Annotated in this window: 19 protein-coding genes; 13 read left to right on the forward strand and 6 right to left on the reverse strand. The window is 48.3% G+C overall.

Going from position 1 to position 20,935, the window contains the following annotated elements:
* The 7 genes from HQ41_RS09030 (at window position 1) to HQ41_RS09060 (ending at window position 5,488) form a co-directional block, all read left to right on the forward strand.
* Window positions 1-546 (forward strand): DUF1599 domain-containing protein, encoded by a 546-nt coding sequence (locus HQ41_RS09030; protein WP_044190760.1) that lies wholly within the window; start codon window positions 1-3, stop codon window positions 544-546.
* Window positions 543-1,838 (forward strand): BT_3928 family protein, encoded by a 1,296-nt coding sequence (locus HQ41_RS09035; protein ID WP_044190763.1) that lies wholly within the window; start codon window positions 543-545, stop codon window positions 1,836-1,838. Before HQ41_RS09030 ends, HQ41_RS09035 begins: the two co-directional genes overlap by 4 nt.
* Before the next feature lie 33 nt (window positions 1,839-1,871).
* Entirely contained in the window at window positions 1,872-2,621 is a 750-nt protein-coding gene (tpiA, locus tag HQ41_RS09040; RefSeq protein WP_044190767.1) for a triose-phosphate isomerase, read from the forward strand.
* Window positions 2,622-2,763: 142 nt separating this feature from the next.
* The gene (locus HQ41_RS09045) at window positions 2,764-3,291 is read left to right on the forward strand and encodes an SPOR domain-containing protein (RefSeq protein ID WP_044190770.1); all 528 of its coding nucleotides are present in this window, start codon (window positions 2,764-2,766) and stop codon (window positions 3,289-3,291) included.
* Entirely contained in the window at window positions 3,284-3,880 is a 597-nt protein-coding gene (gene folE, locus HQ41_RS09050; RefSeq protein WP_044190773.1) for a GTP cyclohydrolase I FolE, read from the forward strand. Before HQ41_RS09045 ends, folE begins: the two co-directional genes overlap by 8 nt.
* 15 nt (window positions 3,881-3,895) lie before the next feature.
* Window positions 3,896-4,516, forward strand: coding sequence for a methylated-DNA--[protein]-cysteine S-methyltransferase (locus HQ41_RS09055; protein WP_052405376.1), 621 nt, complete (start codon window positions 3,896-3,898; stop codon window positions 4,514-4,516).
* Window positions 4,517-4,525: 9 nt separating this feature from the next.
* Complete coding sequence (locus tag HQ41_RS09060; RefSeq protein WP_044190776.1) at window positions 4,526-5,488, forward strand: hypothetical protein; 963 nt, start codon at window positions 4,526-4,528, stop codon at window positions 5,486-5,488.
* A 7-nt stretch (window positions 5,489-5,495) separates the two neighbouring features.
* Here the strand turns inward: HQ41_RS09060 and HQ41_RS09065 are convergent, their stop codons facing one another.
* The 3 genes from HQ41_RS09065 to HQ41_RS09075 form a co-directional block, all read right to left on the reverse strand.
* Window positions 5,496-6,242, reverse strand: coding sequence for a CPBP family intramembrane glutamic endopeptidase (locus HQ41_RS09065; RefSeq protein ID WP_044190778.1), 747 nt, complete (start codon window positions 6,240-6,242; stop codon window positions 5,496-5,498).
* A 1-nt stretch (window position 6,243) separates the two neighbouring features.
* Entirely contained in the window at window positions 6,244-6,873 is a 630-nt protein-coding gene (locus HQ41_RS09590) for a helix-turn-helix transcriptional regulator (RefSeq protein ID WP_161780605.1), read from the reverse strand.
* Window positions 6,874-7,493: 620 nt separating this feature from the next.
* Window positions 7,494-10,295, reverse strand: coding sequence for a TonB-dependent receptor (locus HQ41_RS09075; protein WP_044190783.1), 2,802 nt, complete (start codon window positions 10,293-10,295; stop codon window positions 7,494-7,496).
* Between the two features lie 672 nt (window positions 10,296-10,967).
* Between HQ41_RS09075 and HQ41_RS09080 the strand changes: the two genes are divergently transcribed.
* Window positions 10,968-11,426, forward strand: a complete 459-nt coding sequence (locus HQ41_RS09080) for a helix-turn-helix transcriptional regulator (RefSeq protein ID WP_044190785.1) — start codon at window positions 10,968-10,970, stop codon at window positions 11,424-11,426.
* 134 nt (window positions 11,427-11,560) lie between these two features.
* Here HQ41_RS09080 and HQ41_RS09085 read toward each other — a convergent pair whose 3' ends face one another.
* Complete coding sequence (locus HQ41_RS09085) at window positions 11,561-12,592, reverse strand: branched-chain amino acid aminotransferase (protein ID WP_044190788.1); 1,032 nt, start codon at window positions 12,590-12,592, stop codon at window positions 11,561-11,563.
* A 275-nt stretch (window positions 12,593-12,867) separates the two neighbouring features.
* Here HQ41_RS09085 and HQ41_RS09090 point away from each other — a divergent pair, with 275 nt between their 5' ends.
* The 5 genes from HQ41_RS09090 to HQ41_RS09110 all read left to right on the forward strand — a co-directional run bounded on the left by HQ41_RS09090 (window position 12,868) and on the right by HQ41_RS09110 (window position 17,533).
* Entirely contained in the window at window positions 12,868-13,116 is a 249-nt protein-coding gene (locus HQ41_RS09090) for a hypothetical protein (protein WP_044190791.1), read from the forward strand.
* A 590-nt stretch (window positions 13,117-13,706) separates the two neighbouring features.
* Window positions 13,707-13,997, forward strand: coding sequence for a hypothetical protein (locus HQ41_RS09095; RefSeq protein ID WP_044190793.1), 291 nt, complete (start codon window positions 13,707-13,709; stop codon window positions 13,995-13,997).
* A 112-nt stretch (window positions 13,998-14,109) separates the two neighbouring features.
* A complete protein-coding gene (locus HQ41_RS09100; protein ID WP_044190794.1) occupies window positions 14,110-15,093 on the forward strand; it encodes a hypothetical protein in 984 nt (327 codons plus the stop codon).
* A 35-nt stretch (window positions 15,094-15,128) separates the two neighbouring features.
* Window positions 15,129-16,796 (forward strand): formate--tetrahydrofolate ligase, encoded by a 1,668-nt coding sequence (locus HQ41_RS09105; RefSeq protein ID WP_044190796.1) that lies wholly within the window; start codon window positions 15,129-15,131, stop codon window positions 16,794-16,796.
* Between the two features lie 227 nt (window positions 16,797-17,023).
* Window positions 17,024-17,533, forward strand: coding sequence for a hypothetical protein (locus HQ41_RS09110; protein ID WP_044190798.1), 510 nt, complete (start codon window positions 17,024-17,026; stop codon window positions 17,531-17,533).
* Window positions 17,534-17,656: 123 nt separating this feature from the next.
* Here HQ41_RS09110 and HQ41_RS09115 read toward each other — a convergent pair whose 3' ends face one another.
* On the reverse strand, window positions 17,657-19,672 hold the full coding sequence (locus tag HQ41_RS09115; protein WP_052405378.1) for an OmpA family protein: 2,016 nt from the start codon (window positions 19,670-19,672) through the stop codon (window positions 17,657-17,659).
* Window positions 19,673-19,684: 12 nt separating this feature from the next.
* Entirely contained in the window at window positions 19,685-20,278 is a 594-nt protein-coding gene (locus tag HQ41_RS09120) for a radical SAM protein (RefSeq protein ID WP_044190800.1), read from the reverse strand.
* Between the last annotated feature and the right edge of the window lie 657 nt (window positions 20,279-20,935).

The raw sequence follows: 20,935 nt of genomic DNA on the forward strand, positions 1-20,935 counted from the left end.
ATGAACGAAGTATCACAGACAGCCCTAGAGGTAGAGCGAGTGGTCGGGCAGTGCCGTAGCCTCTTCGCCTCCAAGCTCCACGACTATGGAGCAGCTTGGCGCATCATGCGTCCAGCCTCTCTGACCGACCAGATCTACATCAAAGCCGGTCGCATACGTACGCTACAAACCAAGGGCATGAACCGTGTGAATGAGGGCATCGAACCTGAGTTCGTCGGTATCGTCAATTACGGTATTGTAGCTATGATACAACTAGACCTAGGAGCTGTGGATCAGCCCGATATAGACGCCACTAGAGCCCTAGCTCTATATGATGAGAAGCTGTCTGCTACACTAGAGCTTATGGCAGCCAAAAATCATGACTATGGCGAGGCTTGGCGCTCTATGCGCCTAGGCTCTATCGTAGACTTGATACTCTCCAAGGTCTATCGGACTAAGCAGATTGAGGATTTGGGGGGTGATACTTTGGTATCTGAGGGCATCGAAGCTAACTATATGGATATGGTTAATTATGCCATATTCGCATTAATCAAGATGCAGGAATGAGCCTCAAGCGTACACTTCTAGAGGCCTCCCGCATAGTTCTCGGTCTCGTCTTCGTTATATCAGGCCTACTCAAGGCAGTAGACCCAATGGGCGGAGCAATCAAGGTCGGGGAATACTTTGGTTCCATTCTTGGATCCAAGTTTTTGTGGATTTCGCACACTTTCCTGCCCCTGTCTGTACTGCTGTGTATGGTGGAGTTCTTGCTGGGGGCGTTTCTCTTGATGGGGATTTATCGACGTATTGCCTCGCGTATGACTTTTGTGATGATGGTCTTTATGACTATCGTCACGATTTACATATCGATTACTGACTCGGTCGGTGACTGTGGTTGCTTTGGGGACTTAATTAAGCTCACCAATGTACAGAGCTTGATCAAGAATATCATCCTCTTGCCGATGTCCTACTTCGTGATGCGCTACGCCAGACAGATGAGCCATCTCTACACGCGCCGTGAGCGTTGGGTACCAGCCGCACTAGCCTTCATCGGCATCTCTCAGTTTACTTACTGCAATCAACGATATCTCCCTTATAGGGATTTTCGACCTTATCAGATTGGATTCGACCTCAACAAGAAGATACAAGAGGCTGACTCTACCTATCAGGCAGAGCTGCTTGAGGGGACAAGGTTTATCTATCGCAAGGGTGATAGGGTAGAGAGCTTCACAGTACACAACCTCCCTGATACTACTTGGACCTACGAGAGGCAGGAACAGAGCTCCGAACTCAAGAACCGCAAGCTGACCTACAGCTTCGAGATGCAGAACTCCGAGGGAGAGGCGATGGAACACCAGATCCTCAACGATCAGACGGGAGTCTTGCTCCTTTTCTCCCTCAACTGGAATGACGCCAATCAAGACAATATAGATGAGATCAACGAGCTCTACCGCTATGCTCAAGAGTATGGGTATAAGTTCTACGGTGTGTCGGCATCGACACCCGAGGAAGAGTCGGAGTGGCGCTACCAGACAGGTGCAGATTACCCAATCCTATTTATGGACGCCACGACTATTAAGACTATCATTCGAGCTAATCCGGGGTTAATCGTGATGAAGTCGGGGGTCGTAATCGACAAAATTTCGTCGGAGATGCTCCCCAGCATAGACAAAATCCCCTCTTATATCCATAGCCGTATGAAGCTAGGGCAGGGGACGGTCCCATCGCCTATGCGCCTTTTGCTGCTTGGACTCTGGGCCTCCATCTTACTGCTTGGCCTCCTTAGACTGTTGGCTAGGCGCATCAATGCCCGTGGATATATCATCGGTCGCAAGAACCGAGTAGAAAAAGAGTTGTAAATAATTTATTAATGTATAATTCAAGACAAAGAAATGAGAAAAAACATTGTAGCAGGGAACTGGAAAATGAATAAGACCCTTGCAGAGGGTGTTGCTTTCGTTGAGGAGCTCAGCCAAGCTCTCAAGGGTAAGAGTCCTAAGTGTGATGTAGTTATTGCTGCTCCTTTTGTGCATTTAGCCACGCTAGCTGCCAAGGCAGAGGGCTTCGCTATCTCCGCAGAGAACTGCGCAGACAAGGATAAGGGTGCATACACTGGAGAGGTTTCCGCTGCTATGGTTGCCTCTACTGGAGCCAAGTATGTGATTCTCGGCCACAGCGAGCGTCGTGCCTACTATGGCGAAACAGACGCTATCCTTACAGACAAGGTAAACCTAGCTCTAGGCAATGGTCTAACTCCTATCTTCTGTATCGGTGAGGTTAAGGAAGAGCGTGAGGCTGGTGAGCACTTCCGAGTAGTGGAGCAGCAGATCTCTAACGCTCTATTTGGCCTATCGGCAGAAGATTTTGGTAAGCTAGTCATCGCCTACGAACCAGTTTGGGCCATTGGTACGGGGCTTACTGCTACGGCAGATCAAGCACAAGAGATTCATGCCCACATTCGTTCGTTCATCGCTGGCAAGTATGGTCAGCAGATCGCAGATGACTGCACAATCCTCTATGGCGGTAGCATGAATAAGAAGAATGCAGCCGATCTCCTGAGCCGTCCCGATGTAGATGGTGGCCTCATTGGTGGAGCCTCTCTAGTTGTAGAGGACTTCCTGCCAATCATTGAGGCTGTTTAGTCCCAAGATAGTCGAGGCCAGAGGCGGAGGGTCTTTCTAGTGCTCTCTCCTTTGGCCTGTATCTTCGTAGTTCCTACCACTCGTAGAGATAAGGGGTGTGCTAGGTGCTAGTGGTTTCAGTATTACTTAAAGAATGAGTATTATGTCTAAGTTGTTAATGGCTACAGGGCTGTATCTATCTATGGTGGCGGGTGTATGCGCTCAGCAGACTACTCCATCTGCAGCTACGAGGGCAGTACCGAAGAATATCTTCGAGGCACTTGAGGGCGAGGCTCCCGGCCAAGGACATGTAGTGATCTATCAGTCCGACGAGCTCAGGCGTCTAGTAGGCGTTGTGTCTGGCCGTTATGGAGCTGTCCTTGGACGTGAGGGCAATACTTCTCTGCTTATGGGGTACCGCATTCAGTTTTTCAGTGGCAATACACCATCGTCCAAGGCGGAGGCTCAGTCACGTGCTGCACTTATTCGCCAGCTTGTACCAGAGTACAACTGCTACATCAGCTTCAATGCTCCTTTTTGGCGCCTCGTGGTAGGTGACTTCCTCTCCATGGCTCAGGCAAGAGAGGTGCGCAACCGCCTACTAGGCGTACTCCCTGCTTGGAGCAAGGAGTCCTATGTGATCAAAGATAAAGTGCGTATACTCAACTATGACCCCACCGCAGATGAATAACCTTGATATCAACACCACCGATAGCTTACAGATCCAGCAAGCCCTAGAGCAACACTACCTTCAAGTACTTAGCCTCATAGGCGAAGACCCTACAAGAGAGGGATTGGTCAAAACCCCCGAGCGTGTAGCCAAGGCTATGCAGTTCCTTACTCAAGGCTATCGGCAAGATCCATCCGAGATCCTTCGCTCAGCAATGTTTCGAGAGGATTACAGACAGATGGTCATTGTGCGTGATATAGACTTCTACTCCATGTGTGAGCATCACATGCTCCCTTTCTTTGGTAAGGCACATATAGGCTATATCCCCAATGGCTACATTACGGGGCTATCCAAGCTCCCTCGTGTTGTTGATGTTTTCTCTAGGCGCCTACAAGTACAGGAGCGTCTTACGACGCAAATCAAGGAATGCATTCAAGAAACACTCAATCCTCTAGGTGTGATCGTCGTGATAGAGGCACAGCACATGTGTATGCAAATCAGAGGAGTAGAGAAACAGCACTCCCTAACCACGACGAGCGACTTCACGGGGGCTTTTAAGGAAGCCAAGACTCGTGAGGAGTTTATGCAGCTCATCTCACGAAATAAATAAATTCCCAGCCTACGTATGCGGAGGAGCAATGCGGAAGCCTCTTGCCTAGAGAGCACTTTCGTCTGTGCCCCCATGGGTTATGCCCGTCATGTTGCTTTGTATCCAATGAATGGCGATGACATCTCTTGCCTAAGAATAGACTACGATCTCTATACGACAGATTACGGTGATTTGCTCATTGCTTCGACCTATTTGGGAGTGTGTTACAGCACATTTTGTTCGTCTGTAGAAGCAGCCGAAGCCATTCTCCGGGGGGCCTTCCCCGGAGCAGAGCTATTTCGTCGCTCCTCAGAGTGGCAGGTCAGGTTGCTCTCTTGGCTTAAGCCTAACACTCCTACAGATCAGCATATAGCACTTCATCTTATGGGTACAGATTTTAGGTTGAAGGTTTGGCGTGCGTTGCTGGAGGTGCCTATGGGATATGTGGCTACATACTCAGACCTTGCTCAAGCCATAGACAATCCTCGGGCCGTACGAGCCGTTGGTTCCGCCGTAGGGAGCAATCCCATTGTCCCGTTTATTCCATGTCATCGCATCATTCGTCGTGATGGCTCACTTGGGAATTATAGTGCAGAGGGAGGAATAGAGCAGAAGGCTGCGCTCCTAGCCAGAGAGAAAGTGGTCTTGTCAATTTGATGTTTAACTATGAGTAAGTCAAAGTATTACACGGCCGAGAGTGTCTCTGCTCAGCACTACGAGGCTCTTTTGCATGGACATAGCTATCCCCTTTATTATGCGCCTTGGTGGCTCTCCACGGCTAGTCGAGGTAAAGCTGTCTATGTGGCGAGTTTTCGTGCCGACCGATGCGTAGCTGTGTTTGCTGCTGCCCTTAGCTATGGACGATTGATTACACCCTCTTTTTGCCAGTATAGTGGTATTCTGTTCCTTGACGAGGGGCTTACTCTGTATGAAAAGCAATTGATTAGTCAGGCTATTCATCAACAACTGCCCAAACACACGTATTATCAAGTCAATTATCCGCCTAGCTATACTGATTGGTTAGGGCTACATTGGCTGTCATATAAGCAGACCACACGTTACAATTATATTTGGGACATCACTGGGATTACCTCTAGGGAGGAATTGCTTCAATCTATTAGCCCGACTCTACGTAAAAATCTCAAGGCCAGCGAGCGAGCAGGGTTCGTGTATGCCTCAAATGTGTCGATAGGAGAGGCTATAGCACTGCTGAGGCTAACGGCTAGTCATAAGAAGTATAGGAGTGATTTTGTCTTGCAGGAGCAACTGATTAGTCAGAGTATCGAGCGAGGGCAAGGACAACTTGTCGGTTTACGAACGCCAGATACGGGACAGTTAGCGATGGTTTCGTTCTTCGTCAAGCACCAAAGAGTGGCTTATCTGATAGGAGAGGGCAACGATCGTGCGCTCAGTGGGCGCTATCAGCTCAAGGCATTAGTTCTGATGCACTATATTCTACAGGAGCAGGTAGGTATAGACTTGATCGATTTTGAGGGATCTATGCTTGAGCCAATTGCCAAAATCTATCAAGCGCTAGGAGCCTATCAGCAGTCCTATATGACCATAAGTAAGGGGAGTAAGTATAGTTTAGCCGGATTGCGAGCTCGCCTCTTGAGGCGTAAGGGCTAATGTAAGGCTAAGCGGAATAGATGAGGAGCTGCCAAGCAACGAAGTTGTTGATTAGATGCAGCAATATAGGTATGCCAATTCGGCTAGTATAGTGATAGCTGTATCCGAGGACGAATCCAATAGTGAGGCGAGAGAGGAAACCGACCAAGGATAGATGCACTAGACTAAAGATCACACTCGTGACTCCAATCGCCAGCAATGGCCGATGTCTGTCGGCTGCAATAAAGAGGCTTTGCATAGTTCCTCTGAAAAATAGCTCTTCCACTAAGGCAGGCGTTAGGCAGATGACCACAAACTCCAAGAGTCTGCTACCCCAGCCCGACTGAAGTAGCTCTTTGATCTGTTGGGATACGGTATCTTCTATATCAATCCCCCAGCTACTAGGGAGTATACCGATGAGCCACTCGGACACGAAGCTAAGTGATGTAGAAGCTGCGACCATGCCACCAGCCACAGCAAATAGAAGCAGAAGAGAGAATGGGGAGCAAAATATCTCCCGCATCTCTCTGTACAGCCTCCTTGGTGTGGCTTGACGCAATAGCTGCCGCCCCTTGGGGTGGAACAATAGGGGCAGTAGAAATATGCCAATAGAGGACCACAGCATCGAATACATCAGAGCACTCTTGCTCTCGAGAATAGAGAACCCGAGCACCGAGGAGAGCGAGGCCACTCCTATCCCCACCAGCAGAGTACAGGCGAAGGTTAAGCCGATGAGGTATGCAATACTCAAGTATATGTCTGTCCTATTTGTCATGTCAATGCTGCTCGTAGGCAGGGAGGCGATTGCTCTTCCTGATTTGCTGCGGGGTGTAGCCAAAATTCTTGCGACAGAACTGGCACAAGTAGCTTATGCTAGAGAACCCATAGCGCTTGACGATATCTTGTAGCGTGAGCTCCTGCTGCAGAATATCATTGTAAATGTACCTGCACTTCTGCTGCATCATCCATTTCTGAGGCGATAGACCAAACTCCTCTACAAACATTCGCTTGAGGGTCGTAGGTGATAGTTTGAAGTGCTGGCCTAGCTCATCGATCGTTGCATTGCTATAGCCTAGATGGAATACTTTGGTTCGGAAGCCCGTATTCTTGCAGTGATAAAATCTAAGAAACTCCTCGGCCATCTGCCTCGTGTAGTCCAATCGTAGGAGTAAGAAGAACTCTTGGAGCTTGATGTCAAACACATTGACGTCAATGTGGGGAAACTTGAGATACAGCCCCACAGTTTTTCCCCACAACTCTACGCCAGATGACATCGGCATTGACCGCATAACGCATGGTTGATTGAGCTTATTCCGACAAGAATGCTTGCGCTTTTTGCCGCCGTCCTGACTAGTTTGATCGGGGCATTCGCCTAGACATAGATGAGTGCTAGGATGAAAGCGCATAGATAAACATGTCAAGCCGCTGGTTGTGCTCTCGAGAGAGAGAAAGCCTCCCATCGGAACTAAATAAATATGGTTACCACTGTTCGTTTGGAGTGTCTGCTTCTCATCTCCAATTATGTGCTCTCCTCCCATCACCCAAAGAAGAATGAAATATCCTTCACTTCGATAAATGCGTCTGTCGCCTTGCTTTAAGGTTGCTACTTCTGGTAAACGAAAGAGTGATGTTGGACATTGCTTAAAAGCCGAATGAGTAAAAAATATCTCGGACTTATTTGCTTTCTCCTCCCCTAATAGTAATTCCTTTCCCATATATCCTTCTCATTATAAATATTCTGCGAAGTTACAAAAAACAATAATTATATAATCATATAAGTCAGCCCTAGGCATTTTCGGGGGAGCTAGTAGAGGGGATATGATTATCTTTGTTAGATATTATTTATTTCTTGATTATCAGGTTGATATATCCTTGTCTTAGTGTATCCTAGGGCACGTATTGTAGTAAGTAATAGTATCGGATATATGTATAATCCCCTCCAATTTAAGTGCATATTTGTATTAAATTGGAGGGGATTAATGAGTTTGTGGGTCTAGATTGAGCAATATAATGAACTCATCGCTTATCAGAAAGGGTGACGCCTGCTATCAAACCTCTTCATATCTGAGACAGAAGCATTACCCGTGAACTGATTGAAGCGATAGATAAAGTGGAGCATAACGTATCGTCCTAGAGTATTGGTTTCTAGCATTGAACTGCTTAAAGCATTGCTCTCTCTGTAGATGTTGTTTTGCTGGGCTAGTACGTCGTATGACTTGAGGCGAATAGTCGCACTGTTGTTCTTGAGGAAGGTGTACGAGAGGCCGATATTAATCAGGGTTTGATCTCGATCGTAGCTTGATGTATACCCAGAGCTTGTGCGATAAGCAAGCAGAGCCTCTAGAGAGAAGCCTAGAGGTAGTTTGACATTCGTGTCCCAGTCTATACGGTAGTCCTGCGTGCTCTGCTGAGCTGTTTGTGGGAGTGTATTCCAAACATTGTAGTAGGCCCAAGTGCCTTTGATGCTGGAGTCTAGGCCGGCGTGTCTATAGGCCAGTGTTAGGCTTTCATTCAGTCTAATGGAACGAGCATCGTTACGCTCTTCGTCCACAAAGCCAATTTGATTGGATAGGCTATTGAAGCTATTGATGCGTAGCGAAAACCGCTTACCGGGGAGTGGTGTAGTGTAGAAACCACCAAGCCCCACACGAGCATTGCCGTCGGCATTGGTGTAGCTAATGGTACGTACGCCTGTAGCAGGGTTGTATCTCGTACGGCTGACAATGTCGTTTTGGATATACTGTAGATGAGCGAAGATATTTAGAGAGCTCTGGCTACTTGGGTTAAATTGGCTAAATCGCCCAAATAGATTATGCATATACGCAGTTTTGAGGTTAGGGTTGCCCTCGTAGACAACGAGCTGATTGGTCTTATCTCTCACGGGGGCTAGCTGGTCGCTGCTGGGCTGGAAGCTGCGGCCTCGGTAGTCTAAGTTTAGGCTAAGAGCTTTGCGAGGGGTATATCTTAGCCTGAATGTGGGGGAGTAGTTCAGTACGCTTTGGTTGATCTGTCGATCTTCCCGACCAATCTTGGTGTAGTTACTCAGGTGCGATGGGTCTAGGTTGATACCTGCTGTAACGTCTAGTTTGTCGGTAGCCTTCTTCAGTGCTAACCCGATACGATGGGATAGGAAGTGCGAGCGTAGCTCATTGCTGTACTCTGGGTTCACCAGATCGTATAGCCCAGTAGCGACTTGCTTCTCTCTGGCCACTCGATCAGACTTGACCTCTTCGCCCTTGATCTGATACTGTCCTTGTAGAGCAAAGCCACGACCTAGGGGTTCGACATAGCTTATCCTAGCTCGGTAGTTGATTTTGTTCGTCTTCGTTTCTAGATATTGGTCTATGTCTGTTATTTGTCCATCTAAATGATTGGTTAGTGTGCTCTGGTAGACCCCTGTAGCGTCATCTGTATTGATCCCTGCTAGTAGAGAAAGAGCTAGTGTACGCCCTTTATTCCCGAGTTTTTGGCTCAGGTCGATATGGATCCGAGAGTTTGATACCTTGCTATCCATAGACTGCTTGAGGCTACTGGTGTTTATCGTTTCGGTTCCCTGACCTCTAAAGGTTGTAGAGGATGAAGTCTTGTTTCCAGCACCTATACCATAGTTTACGTTTGGAGCCACGATAAGGGTGGTTTTGTCTGTTGGCTTCCACTCTAGGCGTAGGTTGGCTCCTGTATTGTATTTGTCATTGTGCTCCACAGATCGTCCTCGCTCGGTTGTATTGCCCGAGGCGATAATATCTGTTCGTTCGTATGCACTCTCTTTGAGCTTATCGCTGTTTCCGATGAAGGCACCAGAGGAGAGCTCCCCTTGTTTACCCAATGTGTAGCCTAGGTTGCCTCCAAGCACCTTACTGGTGCTAATGCCATCATTGCTATTGCCTCCGCCACTAGCCCCTCTAGCCCCTCTAGGCCCTCTAGTGTTCCCTCCGAATATATTATTCATCAGACCAAGATCAGAGGTAATATCACTGAATCCTGAGTTATTAGTATTGTTTGCCCCTGCCACAATGCTCCACTGTGAGCTATCTGAGAAGCGATTAAGCGTGGCATTGGCCTCGTATCTCCGATTTGGAACGCCAGTTCCAGCATACGCGGTGCCAAATAACCCTCTTTTATTGCTCTTCTTAATCGTTAGGTTGATGACTGTTTCTTCATCGCCATCCGAGAAACCGGTCATGCGTGAGGCATCGCTCTCTCTGTCTAGTACTTGGATTTTGTCTATTGCATCAGCAGGAAGATTCTTTAGAGCGACCTTGGGATCGCTCTCGAAAAAACGTTTTCCGTCTACCATGATCTTGGAGATATTCTTCCCATTGATCGTGATCTGTCCGGCCTCATTAATCTCTGCTCCGGGCAGCTTTTTCACGAGCTCCTCTAGAGCCGCTCCCTCACTTGTCCTGTAGCTCCCTGCATTGTACTCTAGGGTGTCACCCTTGACCACGACCTCATTAGCCTTGCCTACGACAGTGATTTCCTGCAGAGTTTTTTTGTCTTCGTGCAAGATGATGTCGTTTAGGAGTAGGGTATTCTTATGCTCCGTGAGGGATAGCTCTTGTTTGTGGGTGATAAACCCGATGAAGCTAACCTCTAGAGTGTATCTACCTGCGGGGAGTTTGAACAAGCTAAATCGACCTGAAGTATCTGTCGATATACCTGCTTGAGTCTGACCATTGGGGCGTAGTAGCCGTACACTGGCCTGTGGGAGGCTTTGCTTTGACTCGTCTAGTACCCGTCCTCTAATGTTGATGTTGCCTGCAGATAGTCCAAAAGCCAATCCCATAAGGAGGCAGAATAGGCTCAACCTTAATCTATAATTAACCATTTAGTGACTCTTGTGAATTTATGTTCTTGTTTTTACTTAGAATCAGGCGTAGAGCAAAAGTTTAATCTTCATCCTCGGGAGCGACCTCGCTGTATGCTCTCTGGTGTGCCCAAATGGTTGCTGTCGTATTCATAGCCCAACGGCTAAGAGAAGTCCTCAAATTTGAGAAAGTGAATATGCGCCATTTTGGCGTGTTTCTGAAGTTTGAATTCAATCCTCAGGAAAATGATTCTGGTTAACGAATTTGTGTTCCCGAATAAGAATTAGCGGCTCTCGGCCAAAAGTGAGGGTAGTATAGGGTAGGGTAGTACTCGGGTATTTCAGTTTATGAACTTCATGATCTCATAAATCTTTTGTAATGTTCTGTAACTTTCTAGTTATGTATGTTTTGTGCATGTGTTTTGTGATTGATAGTTTCGATTTATATACATGGTGTAACCTTAAGGCAATTACATGATTGCCAGATCTATTATAAGTAGCTTGTAACTAGTGCTTTTATGAGATTTTTGTAAGTAAGACATCCCGTTTTTTATGCTAATGAGTCTATGTGATTCGTGCTCAAGGTTGCCTTTTAGAGTTTTGAATTTCAATTTTAAAACTTCTTGTTTTTGAATTTGGAATTTTGATTTGTATATTTGTATCCAAATCTAGAATACAAACATCTCGGACAATATGACAGACTTTATCAATCTCGAGGCAATATCTACACGACTAAAAGAGCTACTAGAGAGAAGTGAGATGAGTGCTAAAGACTTCTCTACACAGACGGGAATTGCTCCGTCTACACTCTCGCAGATACTCAATGGAAAGACGATGATCAACATCGACAGCATCAACAAGATTATTTCTCGTTGGCAGGGGGACCCCAACTTCGATCCGATGTGGTTTGTCCTTGGCGAAGCCTGCGCACGCCTTGTAGATCAAGCGAACGCTTCGGAAGCAGCGTCGTATAAGGGCAGCTCGGCTAATGCCCATGACAAAGCTCTAGAACTTGCCCTCTCAAGTAAAATCGAAGAGGTGGGACGCCTCAAGGCTAGCTTAGAGGGTATGAAACCCAAGGTAATTGATCACATTACAGTTTTCTATACAGATAGGAGCTTCGAAACCTATCGACTTAGTGCTGACGAGTAGAGATATGGGATAGACAGGTAGCCAAGAGGAGCTGGAGTTGCTCCTACATGTACACAAAAAGCCCCGAAGCTGTGCCAAAAATGGCGCTTAGCTTCAGGGCTTTGGCTTTGTTTAAGCCTATGGATCAGCAAGTGCTAGAAGTCGTAGACGGTTACCCAGCCATGGGTGTCTGGCTCATCTCCATACTGGATAGCACGTAGCTTATTGTACATCTTCTCGCTGATTGGCCCTGCCTTGCCGTCTGGGCAGAACATATAGCTAGTACCCTCGTCTAGGTCGTCTACACGCTCGATGGGGCTGATGACGGCTGCGGTACCACAGGCACCTGCTTCTTGGAATGTGGCTAGCTCCTCCACGTGAATAGGTCTGCGCTCTACCTTCATACCCATGTCTTGGGCAATCTGCATGAGGCTCTTGTTGGTGATAGAGGGTAGGATAGATGTGCTCTCAGGGGTTACATACACGCCATCCTTAATCCCGAAGAAGTTGGCTGGTCCGCATTCATCGATAAACTCCTTGTGCTTGGCATCTAGGTAGATAACAGCCGAGTAACCTTTGGAGTGAGCAAGCTGACCAGAGTAGAGGCTGGCTGCATAGTTACCGCCGACCTTGTATGTACCCGTCCCTAGAGGTGCAGCACGGTCATAGCCACGCATGATAGCCATAGGGGTTGGTCGGAAGCCCTCCTTGAAGTAAGGCCCTACGGGAGTAACAAAGATCATGAACATGTATTCTGTCGCAGGCTTAACCCCTACCTGTTGCCCAAGACCAATCATTAGGGGGCGGAGATAAAGTGATGCGCCGGAGCCGTATGGAGGTACGAAGCGACGATTGAGCTTGATGACTTTCTCTACAGCTTCCAAAAACAGCTCTGTAGGCATCTCTGGCATCATGATACCCCGGCTGGTGTGTTGCATACGGTAGGCATTTTCTTCAGGTCTAAATACTCTCACTTTGCCATCCTTGCCCTCGAAAGCTTTCAAACCCTCAAACGACTCTTGCCCATAATGAAGACAAGTCGCTGCCATCGGGATGTTGATAGTTTCTGATGAGGAAATTTCTAGTTCGCCCCAAGCGCCATTGCGGTAGTAGCAACGGATGTTGTAGTCTGTGGGCACATAGCCGAAGGTCAAAGAAGACCAATCGAGATTAGCTTTGCTTCCCATTGTTTGTTTTATTTAAGTGTTTGTAAAATGAGGAATGGTTTTACAATCCCACGAGCAAAGTTAGGCTTTTGTTTTGGATAAAATGGGGCAATTAAGGACTATTTTCACAAATTGCTAGGGTATTACCTCTTAGGGCTTGACCGAGTGCTTCGGGCTAATTCTCCAGATTTGGTCAAATTCCATATCTTTGAGATAGTTAAACTCATGGCTGATGGCCAAGGTCTTTGCGATCATTTTCGTCGGATCACTATCAACCATAATTGGATTTAAAAACAATGAAAGAAACTATCCATGGTCTTCTGATTGCGCTGGTCGTTGTTTCCATAACGATTGCCTCGGTTATTTATTTCATTAAGCTCTTGATATTTATCATTAAGTTGATTTACAGAAAGACAAAAATCTATCTCATAAAGCGGGAGGAAGAGCGTAAAAAGCGTAAGCTTGAACCTAAGCCGATACATTTTACCCTACATATCACGATAAATCAAGTCGATAAGGGAGGTAAGAATATCCGTGCTAGATGAACAGCTTTGAGGATTTTGTAATATTTACATTTTAGATGACGTTTTGATGTATTGCTAAGCCCGCTCTCGTTCGGTAGCACAAAAATACCATAACCTCGTATTTGCCGCCTAGGAGGCTCTACACGGCAGTTGGCCTCGTTTCGGTACTTGTCCTCCAGCTAATGCAAAATACCCCGCTTAAACTCAATAATTACAACTTGCTGATAACAAGAGGATTTAACTCTGTGTCCGAGCAGTTTTATCCATTTGGAGTGAAGAAGTTTTGATTTCTTCCCATCAACCTTTTAGGATTAGTGGACATATCTCAGAGAATTAATGGGGCAGTCTTCTGAGATGTGTCCTCCAATTTTTCGTAGAAGTCGTACTAAGCCTTTCAGATCACCTCGACTGCCCCCAAGTTTAAGCCCGCTTTCTTTATAGATCTTAACAGAAATAGAGCAATTTCGTTGCCTCAAGTCAAGGATCTTAGGGTTCAACTCTGATGGATTTAATATAAGAAATTGGTGGCTAATTCTTATCTTTGTCCTAGCACTGTTGCTCAAGGTGAGGCAGTGCAACTTCATCAATCAATTCTAAGGTATTAAAGTATTATGGCAAGTAAGCGTAGACTAAAAAAGGGTGTTGTGGCTCTAGCGGCAGCATTATTCGACGAGGCTCTTCTATTCCGTGCCTTTGCTTCGGGTGAACAGGTCGATGAGCTAGAGGCCCTTATGGACGATATTATGGTATGGACAGATGATACGATCCGCCGTGTCGCTCGTCCCGACGGCAAGGACAATCCTAAGTTGGTACGTGCCTACTACACCAAGCTCCGCAGAGATATCAACGAAACTGCAGAGAAGTTCGACGAGCGCCTAGTTAAGGTGCTGGAGTCGTTGTAGTGCATCAAGCTGATTCATTACCCCTATCACCCAGCTGGTCGCATTCTCTTTGTTTGATTGGAGAATCGAGTGGCTGGGTGATTTTTTCGTGATTTCATAGCTCCGACTTACTATGTACGCTCCATCAAGAAGACTATCCTCGCAGGGGATCATTGCACTCTCACTGCTGCTCTATACCCTAGGTCTGCTTCTCTATGCACTACCTCTAGACCCATGGCGCACGGCTCTCTATGAGCAGATGGGTTGGCGCCTGCCAGTGCCTCTAGATCTCTCGTATAGCTCCCTGCTAGAGTTTGCCGTGTTGGTGCCTGCTTTATCCATGATTTCCATCAGACTGACCGACTTCTTCTTCCTACACGACAAGTACGAGCAGCGTCTTAGCCTGCTTATTCTGCCACTGATCATGTATGCTGGTTTGTATCAGTCTGGGAGCTACGACGGCCTTGTCATAGCAGGCTCGCTCGGGGTGCTTTGGCTGCTGCTAGGGAGTTATCAAGACACTGAATGCCCCTCTCGCATGGTGCTAGTCGGTGCCCTGCTTGGAGGGCTTGGACTCTATCATGCCAAAGCACTATTGCTGCTACCTGTGCTCGTCCTGATGCTCTACCGACTGCGCTGCCTTTCTCTTCGCAATCTGCTCGCTACGCTCCACGGGCTTGCGCTTACCGCCTTCATTGCTCTACCTATATTCTATTTACTAGATCAAGATCTGCTCTTCTGGCACCTCGGGCAGTGGGTACACTCATGGGGCGTTTGGGGCTGGACTATGGAGGCTAGCGGCACTTCTTACTCAGATCTCCTCCCTCTCATTGTGCTTGTTGTGTTTTTGCTCGTCGGTGTGGGTATGCACTATGTGCGTGCTCAAGGAGAAAATGTTCGCCAGCGTGAACAAGAAGCCTCGCTTATACAGTTATCTATTGGAGGGATTGCTTGCGCTATCCTCTCGTCCGAGAGCGTAGCGGTTCTGTACCTCGTGATCTGTGTACCGATTGTCACACTCCTGACTAGGGGTATTGGTCAGCTTCGGGGGCGAGCTCAGCGTATAGCACTCTCTACAATAGCTGTTTTGTTGTTACTGACAGCAATATTTCATTAGTATCCACTCACTAACTCTAAACATATTTCAACAAGATGAAAACAGACATCGAAATCGCACGTGGCGTCAAGCTACGCCCCATCTCCGAGATAGCACAGAAACTAGGTATTGATACCGACAAACTAGAGCCATACGGCAGGCATATCGCCAAAGTACCTCTATCGGTACTGGAGGGTAAATCTCCTAAGTCGAAGCTGATCCTCGTTACCGCCATTACCCCGACGAAGAGCGGACTGGGCAAAACGACCGTCTCCATCGGCCTATCGCTAGGGCTGAATAAAATAGGCAAGCGAGCTATCGTTGCCCTGCGTGAGCCTTCTCTGGGGCCTTGTTTCGGTATGAAGGGTGGCGCTGCTGGAGGTGGCTATGCTCAGGTGTTGCCTATGGAGAAAATCAACCTGCACTTCACTGGCGACTTCCACGCTATTACTTCAGCACACAATATGATCACGGCGTTGCTAGACAACTACATCTATCAGCACCGCTCGGACGCAAGCAAGGGACTAGCCGAGGTCCTCTGGAAGCGTGTGCTAGACGTCAATGATCGTTCTCTAAGGCAGGTAATCACGGGTCTGGGAGGCTCGGCCAATGGTCTGCCTACGGAGTCGGGTTTCGACATTACGCCTGCTAGCGAGATCATGGCGATTCTATGCCTCTCACGTGATATGCAGGACTTGCGCCGCCGCATCGAGAATATCTTGCTCGGCTACACGCACGCTGGCGCTCCATTTACGGTTAAGGATCTAGGTGTAGCAGGTGCGATCACTGTGCTACTACAAGATGCTATCGCGCCCAACCTCGTACAAACGACAGAGCATACTCCTGCATTCATTCACGGAGGGCCATTTGCCAACATTGCTCACGGCTGCAACTCTATCCTAGCTACTCGTATGGCTATGGCACATGGCGAATACACGATTACGGAGGCTGGCTTCGGTGCCGACCTAGGAGCAGAGAAGTTCTTCAATATCAAGTGTCGCACTGCAGGGCTCAAGCCAGACTTGACTGTCCTCGTAGCCACAATCGGTGGGCTCAAGATGCACGGCGGTGTGCCCGAAACAGACCTCAAGAGCGAGAACCTCGAGGGGGTACGCACTGGGCTAGCCAACCTAGACAGACACATCGACAATTTGCAAAGCTTTGGTCAGTCGGTTGTCGTATCCTTCAATAAATTTGCGACCGACACCGATGCCGAGATTGAGCTGGTACGTGAGCACTGCGCCACTCGTGGAGTTGGCTTCGCTATCAACACCGCCTTTGGTGAGGGGGGCGAGGGAGCAGTAGAGTTGGCTAAGCTCGTTGTCGATACGATCGAGAGCAATCCGTCGAAGCCACTCGTGCACACCTATGAGCTGGAGGCGAGCATCGAGGACAAAGCCAATGCCGTAGCGAAGAAAATTTATGGTGCCGACAAGATCACTTTCTCAGCTAAGGCCAAGAAGCAGCTCAAGCGCATCTCGGAGCATGGTTGGGAACGTTTCCCAATCTGTATCGCCAAGACGCAGTACTCATTCTCGCAGAACCCGACGGCTTATGGTAGTGTACGTGGTTTCTCTATGGAAGTAGCCGATATTGTGATCAATACAGGTTCGGAGATGATTGTGCTCGTTATGGGTACCATTATGCGCATGCCCGGTCTACCCAAGAGCCCACAAGCTCTACGCATCGACATCGTCAATGGCGAAATCGAAGGCCTGAGCTAGTCGGTAGATATGCTCAAAATGACAACTCTAGGGGCTATGCCACAGTGGCGTAGCCCCTAGTTTTTTCGCTATTCGGGAGAAATATATTACCTTTGTTGCTCGTTCACAATAGACAAGCGGTTGATTTGTGACGATCTACAGCCCCGAAAGACGGGAACCAGCCACAATGCTTAGGTTGCATAAGCCTTCGTCTGAGCGGTTGGTATGTTGGATTTAATAAAAACTGTATGAATTTTAAAGGCATTCTTTTCGGTATTGCTGCCGCCTCAGTCGTTATGACTATTGGTACATCAGCCGTTCGCCCAGCCGACCGCACTAGCGGCCTTGAAGCAGGTGACGTACTACCGGAAATGAAGGTAACAGCCGAGCGTGCATACGACCTTGTACCAGCAGAAAACTCTAATCGCTACACCCTCGTACACTTCTGGGCAGCTTATGATGCCGAGAGCCGTGCGGAGAATGTAGTTTGGGACAGGTTCTTTGCTAGCACTGTGAGTGATAAAATCGCCTATCGAGGCATCTGCCTAGATCCCGATGAGGAAGTATTCACCCAGACGCTGACGCTCGATGGCGTAGATGCATTAGACCAGTATAGCACTCCTAGGGACAAGCGCTTGGATCTGATGAGATCCTATGGTCTGGAGCAGAAGTTTCACTCATACCTCGTCGATGATAGAGGAGTAATCCTGAGTGTAGACCCTACGCCCGAAGAACTTGAAAGATTCTATTTACTTTAATCTGTCTGTACTCTGCGACATCATTTGTCTAGATTGGACAGCAACAAAAATGGCTACCAGTAGCAGCACTTCGCTCGCTGGTAGCCATTGTTTTTGTCGAGATCCCTATCGATTGAGAGATAACTATTGCTCTGGGACTACGACAAACTCCGTACGTCTATTGAGAGCATCACACACAGCCTGCTGCTCCTCGCTTAGAGCAGCCACAAACTCGGGCGTAAGCTGATCACCCTCCGTGAGGAATGGATACTGCTCTGCCTGCCTCTGAGATACGGTAACGGGTTTTTGCTGCCCATAACCACGAGAGAGCAGTCGCTCCGAGGCGATACCCTGCTCAATGAGGTAGGTCACTACTGACTGCGCTCTGCGTTCGGATAGACGCAGGTTATATTCCTGCACTCCGTGCCTATCGGCATGAGCCGATAGCTCGATACGGATCTCGGGATTCTCTTGCATGATACGTATCAGCTCCCCTAGAGGCTCGGCACTCTCGGGCAGTAGCTCTGCACTGTCGAAAGCATAGTACACATGGCGCAGAGCCTCGTGCTCTTCTCGAGAGGCTAGCCGAAAGTCCACAACGTACTGCTCGCTACGCTGCGCCACCTCTGTGCGGAAACGTGCGTACTGGTTGAGGTAGCCGGGTGCCGAGGCGAGCATCACGTAGCTGACATCGCCTCTAGCTTTGATGCGGTAGCTACCGTCCTGCTTCGTAGTGGCGACAACCTCCGAGGCATCTTTGCTATTACCCACCAGTCTGACCGTTGCTCCTGCGATTGCATAGTCGTCCCGATCCATCACATAGCCTTCAATAATTGTCACAATCTGAGGGAGGGAGAAGTGGTATAAGTGTGGTCTACCTCGCCCGTCATCTCTAGATGAGGAGATAATGCCTCTTACGGCTAGGCTCTCTTCGTCGGGTCTTTGGTTCAGCCGAGGGTCAAAAGCGATACCAAAATCGTCGGCATGGCTATTGAGGGGCTTCGGCAGTTGCTGTACATGCCACTGCCCAGAGGGGAGGAGTATGGCCTTGTAGACATCTAGCCCGCCATAGCTTGGGTGTCCGTCCGAGGAGAAATATAATAGGCTATCGCTCTGGCAGTAGGGGAATAGCTCGTCAGCTGGAGTGTTGATTGGCAAGCCTAGATTCTCCACCGCACCATAGCTATTGTTGTCGATGCTCACACGATAGATGTCTTTGCCGCCATAGCCCCCGGAGATGTCGCTCACAAAGAACATAGTCTTGCCACTTGGGCTGATGCTTGGGTGAGCCGCCATGATCGTACTATCACGCCAAATATCTACCAAATTGCCCTTGCTCCAGCCTTGCTCACCAGATTTACTCGCTCGCCAGATCTGCGCCGTTCGCATATATTGGTCCGATCGCTCGGCTAGGGTGTAGTACATTGTAGCGCCATCTGCCGTTAGTGACGGAGTACCCTCGTCTGCAAGCGTGTTGAGTGCGCCTACCAACGTGTCAGGCTTGCTCGACCATTGCCCATGCTGATCTCTCGACAGACGATACAGATTGCCGTCTAGCTCTCCCGTAATATCGTTTTTATCTCCCTCTCTGCCTCGATTGCTCCCGAAATACAGCTCCGAGCCATCTGGTGCGAAGGCTGGTGCATAGTCACTGGCACTAGAGCTCCAGCTATCGGCTCTCTGTAGACGGAACCTCTGTACATCGGCGGTATCGGTAAGGGCCAGACGACAGCCTTCTATCCCCACACGTGCCAAATGGCTTAGGCTATCTACAGCCAAGTATCGCTGATAATACTCGATTGCTTCAGGATAGGCCTGAGCCATCTGAGTAGCTTGCCCCAGTCTAAGCAAGAGGAGCGAGTCGGGATAGCCATATCGCTCTGCACTGCGGTAGTAGTTGAGTGCTCGTTGGCTCTGCCTCAAGGTGCGATAAGCCTCCGCCGTATGCCATGCATAGTAGGCTCGTAGCTCTAGAGCTCGTGGCGGAGTACGCCGATAGAGCTGACTATATAGCGTGGCAGCACGCAGATATTCACCTCTCGCCTCGGCCTCGGCCGCTTCCTTGCGAGAGGTGCCACAGCTCGTATGGACCAACACTCCAGAGAGCATGAGCACACCTACGAGATGCTTTGACCAAGATAACCCAATGAAACGATCCATATTAACTAAATACTAGCGAATGTCTATGAGCTTATGTGTCTGTAGGCTGAGCCTCCATTGTGGATGTTTGAGGACGAACTCAACGCAGCGCTCTACCGAGGCTTTGTCTAGCTGCATAGCATCATCGCCTACGAAAATAGGACTAACCAAATAGGCCGAGGCCTTGGGGAGCTCCGAGATAGGCGGGGGGAGGGGGCCATCGGCCGAGATAGGGAAGCGGAACTCCGATACGCCCTCGGGGAAACTCTTGTGTAGTAGCTTCAGAGCCTCTGGCTTAGGGCTACAAGTGATGTAGTCTAGGCCTCGTGGTGGACGACGTGTGCCGTTCGTTTCGATAGCTTGAGTATATCCTTTGCTATGAAAAAACTCAACAGCTTGCTCCGAAAGCTGGAGGGTGGGCTCTCCTCCCGTCCAAATGATGAAGCGGGCAGGGTAATCCGCTATGGCCTGCCAGATCTTCTCTAGGCTCATCTCATCGCCGTGGTCGAAGTCTGTATCGCAAAATGAGCAGCGCAGATTACACTTGGCCAAACGAATGAAAATGGCAGCCTTACCTGTATTGATGCCTTCACCCTGAAGGCTATAGAATATCTCATTAATCAACATAGTCCTACAAAGATATGGGATATCCGAGCACCAATCGTATGCTTGGAGCTATTTTGTCATAGGTAGGTGATGTCACTGACGACAAAAAACTTGCTTTTAGACGTCTGAAAAGTTTCGTTGAGACGTCTAAAAACTTTGGTTAAGACGTCTCAATTCTACTAACCAAGCCTTGAAATATACATCTCAAATCTTGAAATATATAACTCAAACCTAGAAATATATATTTCCAGCCTTGAAATGTAATTTTGAGACGTCTCAATCGAACTTTTGAGACGTCTCAACGAAAGTTTTTAGACGTCTAAACAGAAGTTTTATGACGACTCAACTTACCACAACGTAATACTAAGGATTTGGCTACTGCAGAGTAGAGCGATACGAAGCATTATCTCAGCGGTTATATTGGCTTAGACCTATGGGGGCGAACAAGTGTGTTGATTGGGAGAGGAATATGGCAGCTCCAAGTATCTTATACGTGCTGGAAGGATTTGCACAAACGTATAAGATTGGGCGCTATAAAGGCTCCGATAAATCGTTAGGACAGATATACTTCGCCTAATATGCTTGATAGATCGGGCTTATAGAGCCTAATGAGTCTTAGGAGAGATGTGTGTTATCGGCCAGAGTGTAGCAGGTGAGTAAGCGTTAGCTCGCAAGGAC

It is taken from the genome of Porphyromonas sp. COT-290 OH860, assembly GCF_000768935.1.
Classification (GTDB): Bacteria; Bacteroidota; Bacteroidia; order Bacteroidales; family Porphyromonadaceae; genus Porphyromonas.

Excerpts from the sequence above, each read along its gene's own strand:
- HQ41_RS09030 (WP_044190760.1), top strand. The coding sequence starts at position 1 with ATGAACGAAGTATCACAGACAGCCCTAGAGGTAGAGCGAGTGGTCGGG.
- HQ41_RS09035 (WP_044190763.1), top strand. The coding sequence starts at position 543 with ATGAGCCTCAAGCGTACACTTCTAGAGGCCTCCCGCATAGTTCTCGGT.
- tpiA (WP_044190767.1), top strand. The coding sequence starts at position 1,872 with ATGAGAAAAAACATTGTAGCAGGGAACTGGAAAATGAATAAGACCCTT.
- HQ41_RS09045 (WP_044190770.1), top strand. The coding sequence starts at position 2,764 with ATGTCTAAGTTGTTAATGGCTACAGGGCTGTATCTATCTATGGTGGCG.
- folE (WP_044190773.1), top strand. The coding sequence starts at position 3,284 with ATGAATAACCTTGATATCAACACCACCGATAGCTTACAGATCCAGCAA.
- HQ41_RS09055 (WP_052405376.1), top strand. The coding sequence starts at position 3,896 with ATGCGGAGGAGCAATGCGGAAGCCTCTTGCCTAGAGAGCACTTTCGTC.
- HQ41_RS09060 (WP_044190776.1), top strand. The coding sequence starts at position 4,526 with ATGAGTAAGTCAAAGTATTACACGGCCGAGAGTGTCTCTGCTCAGCAC.
- HQ41_RS09065 (WP_044190778.1), bottom strand. The coding sequence starts at position 6,242 with ATGACAAATAGGACAGACATATACTTGAGTATTGCATACCTCATCGGC.
- HQ41_RS09590 (WP_161780605.1), bottom strand. The coding sequence starts at position 6,873 with ATGCGCTTTCATCCTAGCACTCATCTATGTCTAGGCGAATGCCCCGAT.
- HQ41_RS09075 (WP_044190783.1), bottom strand. The coding sequence starts at position 10,295 with ATGGTTAATTATAGATTAAGGTTGAGCCTATTCTGCCTCCTTATGGGA.
- HQ41_RS09080 (WP_044190785.1), top strand. The coding sequence starts at position 10,968 with ATGACAGACTTTATCAATCTCGAGGCAATATCTACACGACTAAAAGAG.
- HQ41_RS09085 (WP_044190788.1), bottom strand. The coding sequence starts at position 12,592 with ATGGGAAGCAAAGCTAATCTCGATTGGTCTTCTTTGACCTTCGGCTAT.
- HQ41_RS09090 (WP_044190791.1), top strand. The coding sequence starts at position 12,868 with ATGAAAGAAACTATCCATGGTCTTCTGATTGCGCTGGTCGTTGTTTCC.
- HQ41_RS09095 (WP_044190793.1), top strand. The coding sequence starts at position 13,707 with ATGGCAAGTAAGCGTAGACTAAAAAAGGGTGTTGTGGCTCTAGCGGCA.
- HQ41_RS09100 (WP_044190794.1), top strand. The coding sequence starts at position 14,110 with ATGTACGCTCCATCAAGAAGACTATCCTCGCAGGGGATCATTGCACTC.
- HQ41_RS09105 (WP_044190796.1), top strand. The coding sequence starts at position 15,129 with ATGAAAACAGACATCGAAATCGCACGTGGCGTCAAGCTACGCCCCATC.
- HQ41_RS09110 (WP_044190798.1), top strand. The coding sequence starts at position 17,024 with ATGAATTTTAAAGGCATTCTTTTCGGTATTGCTGCCGCCTCAGTCGTT.
- HQ41_RS09115 (WP_052405378.1), bottom strand. The coding sequence starts at position 19,672 with ATGGATCGTTTCATTGGGTTATCTTGGTCAAAGCATCTCGTAGGTGTG.
- HQ41_RS09120 (WP_044190800.1), bottom strand. The coding sequence starts at position 20,278 with ATGTTGATTAATGAGATATTCTATAGCCTTCAGGGTGAAGGCATCAAT.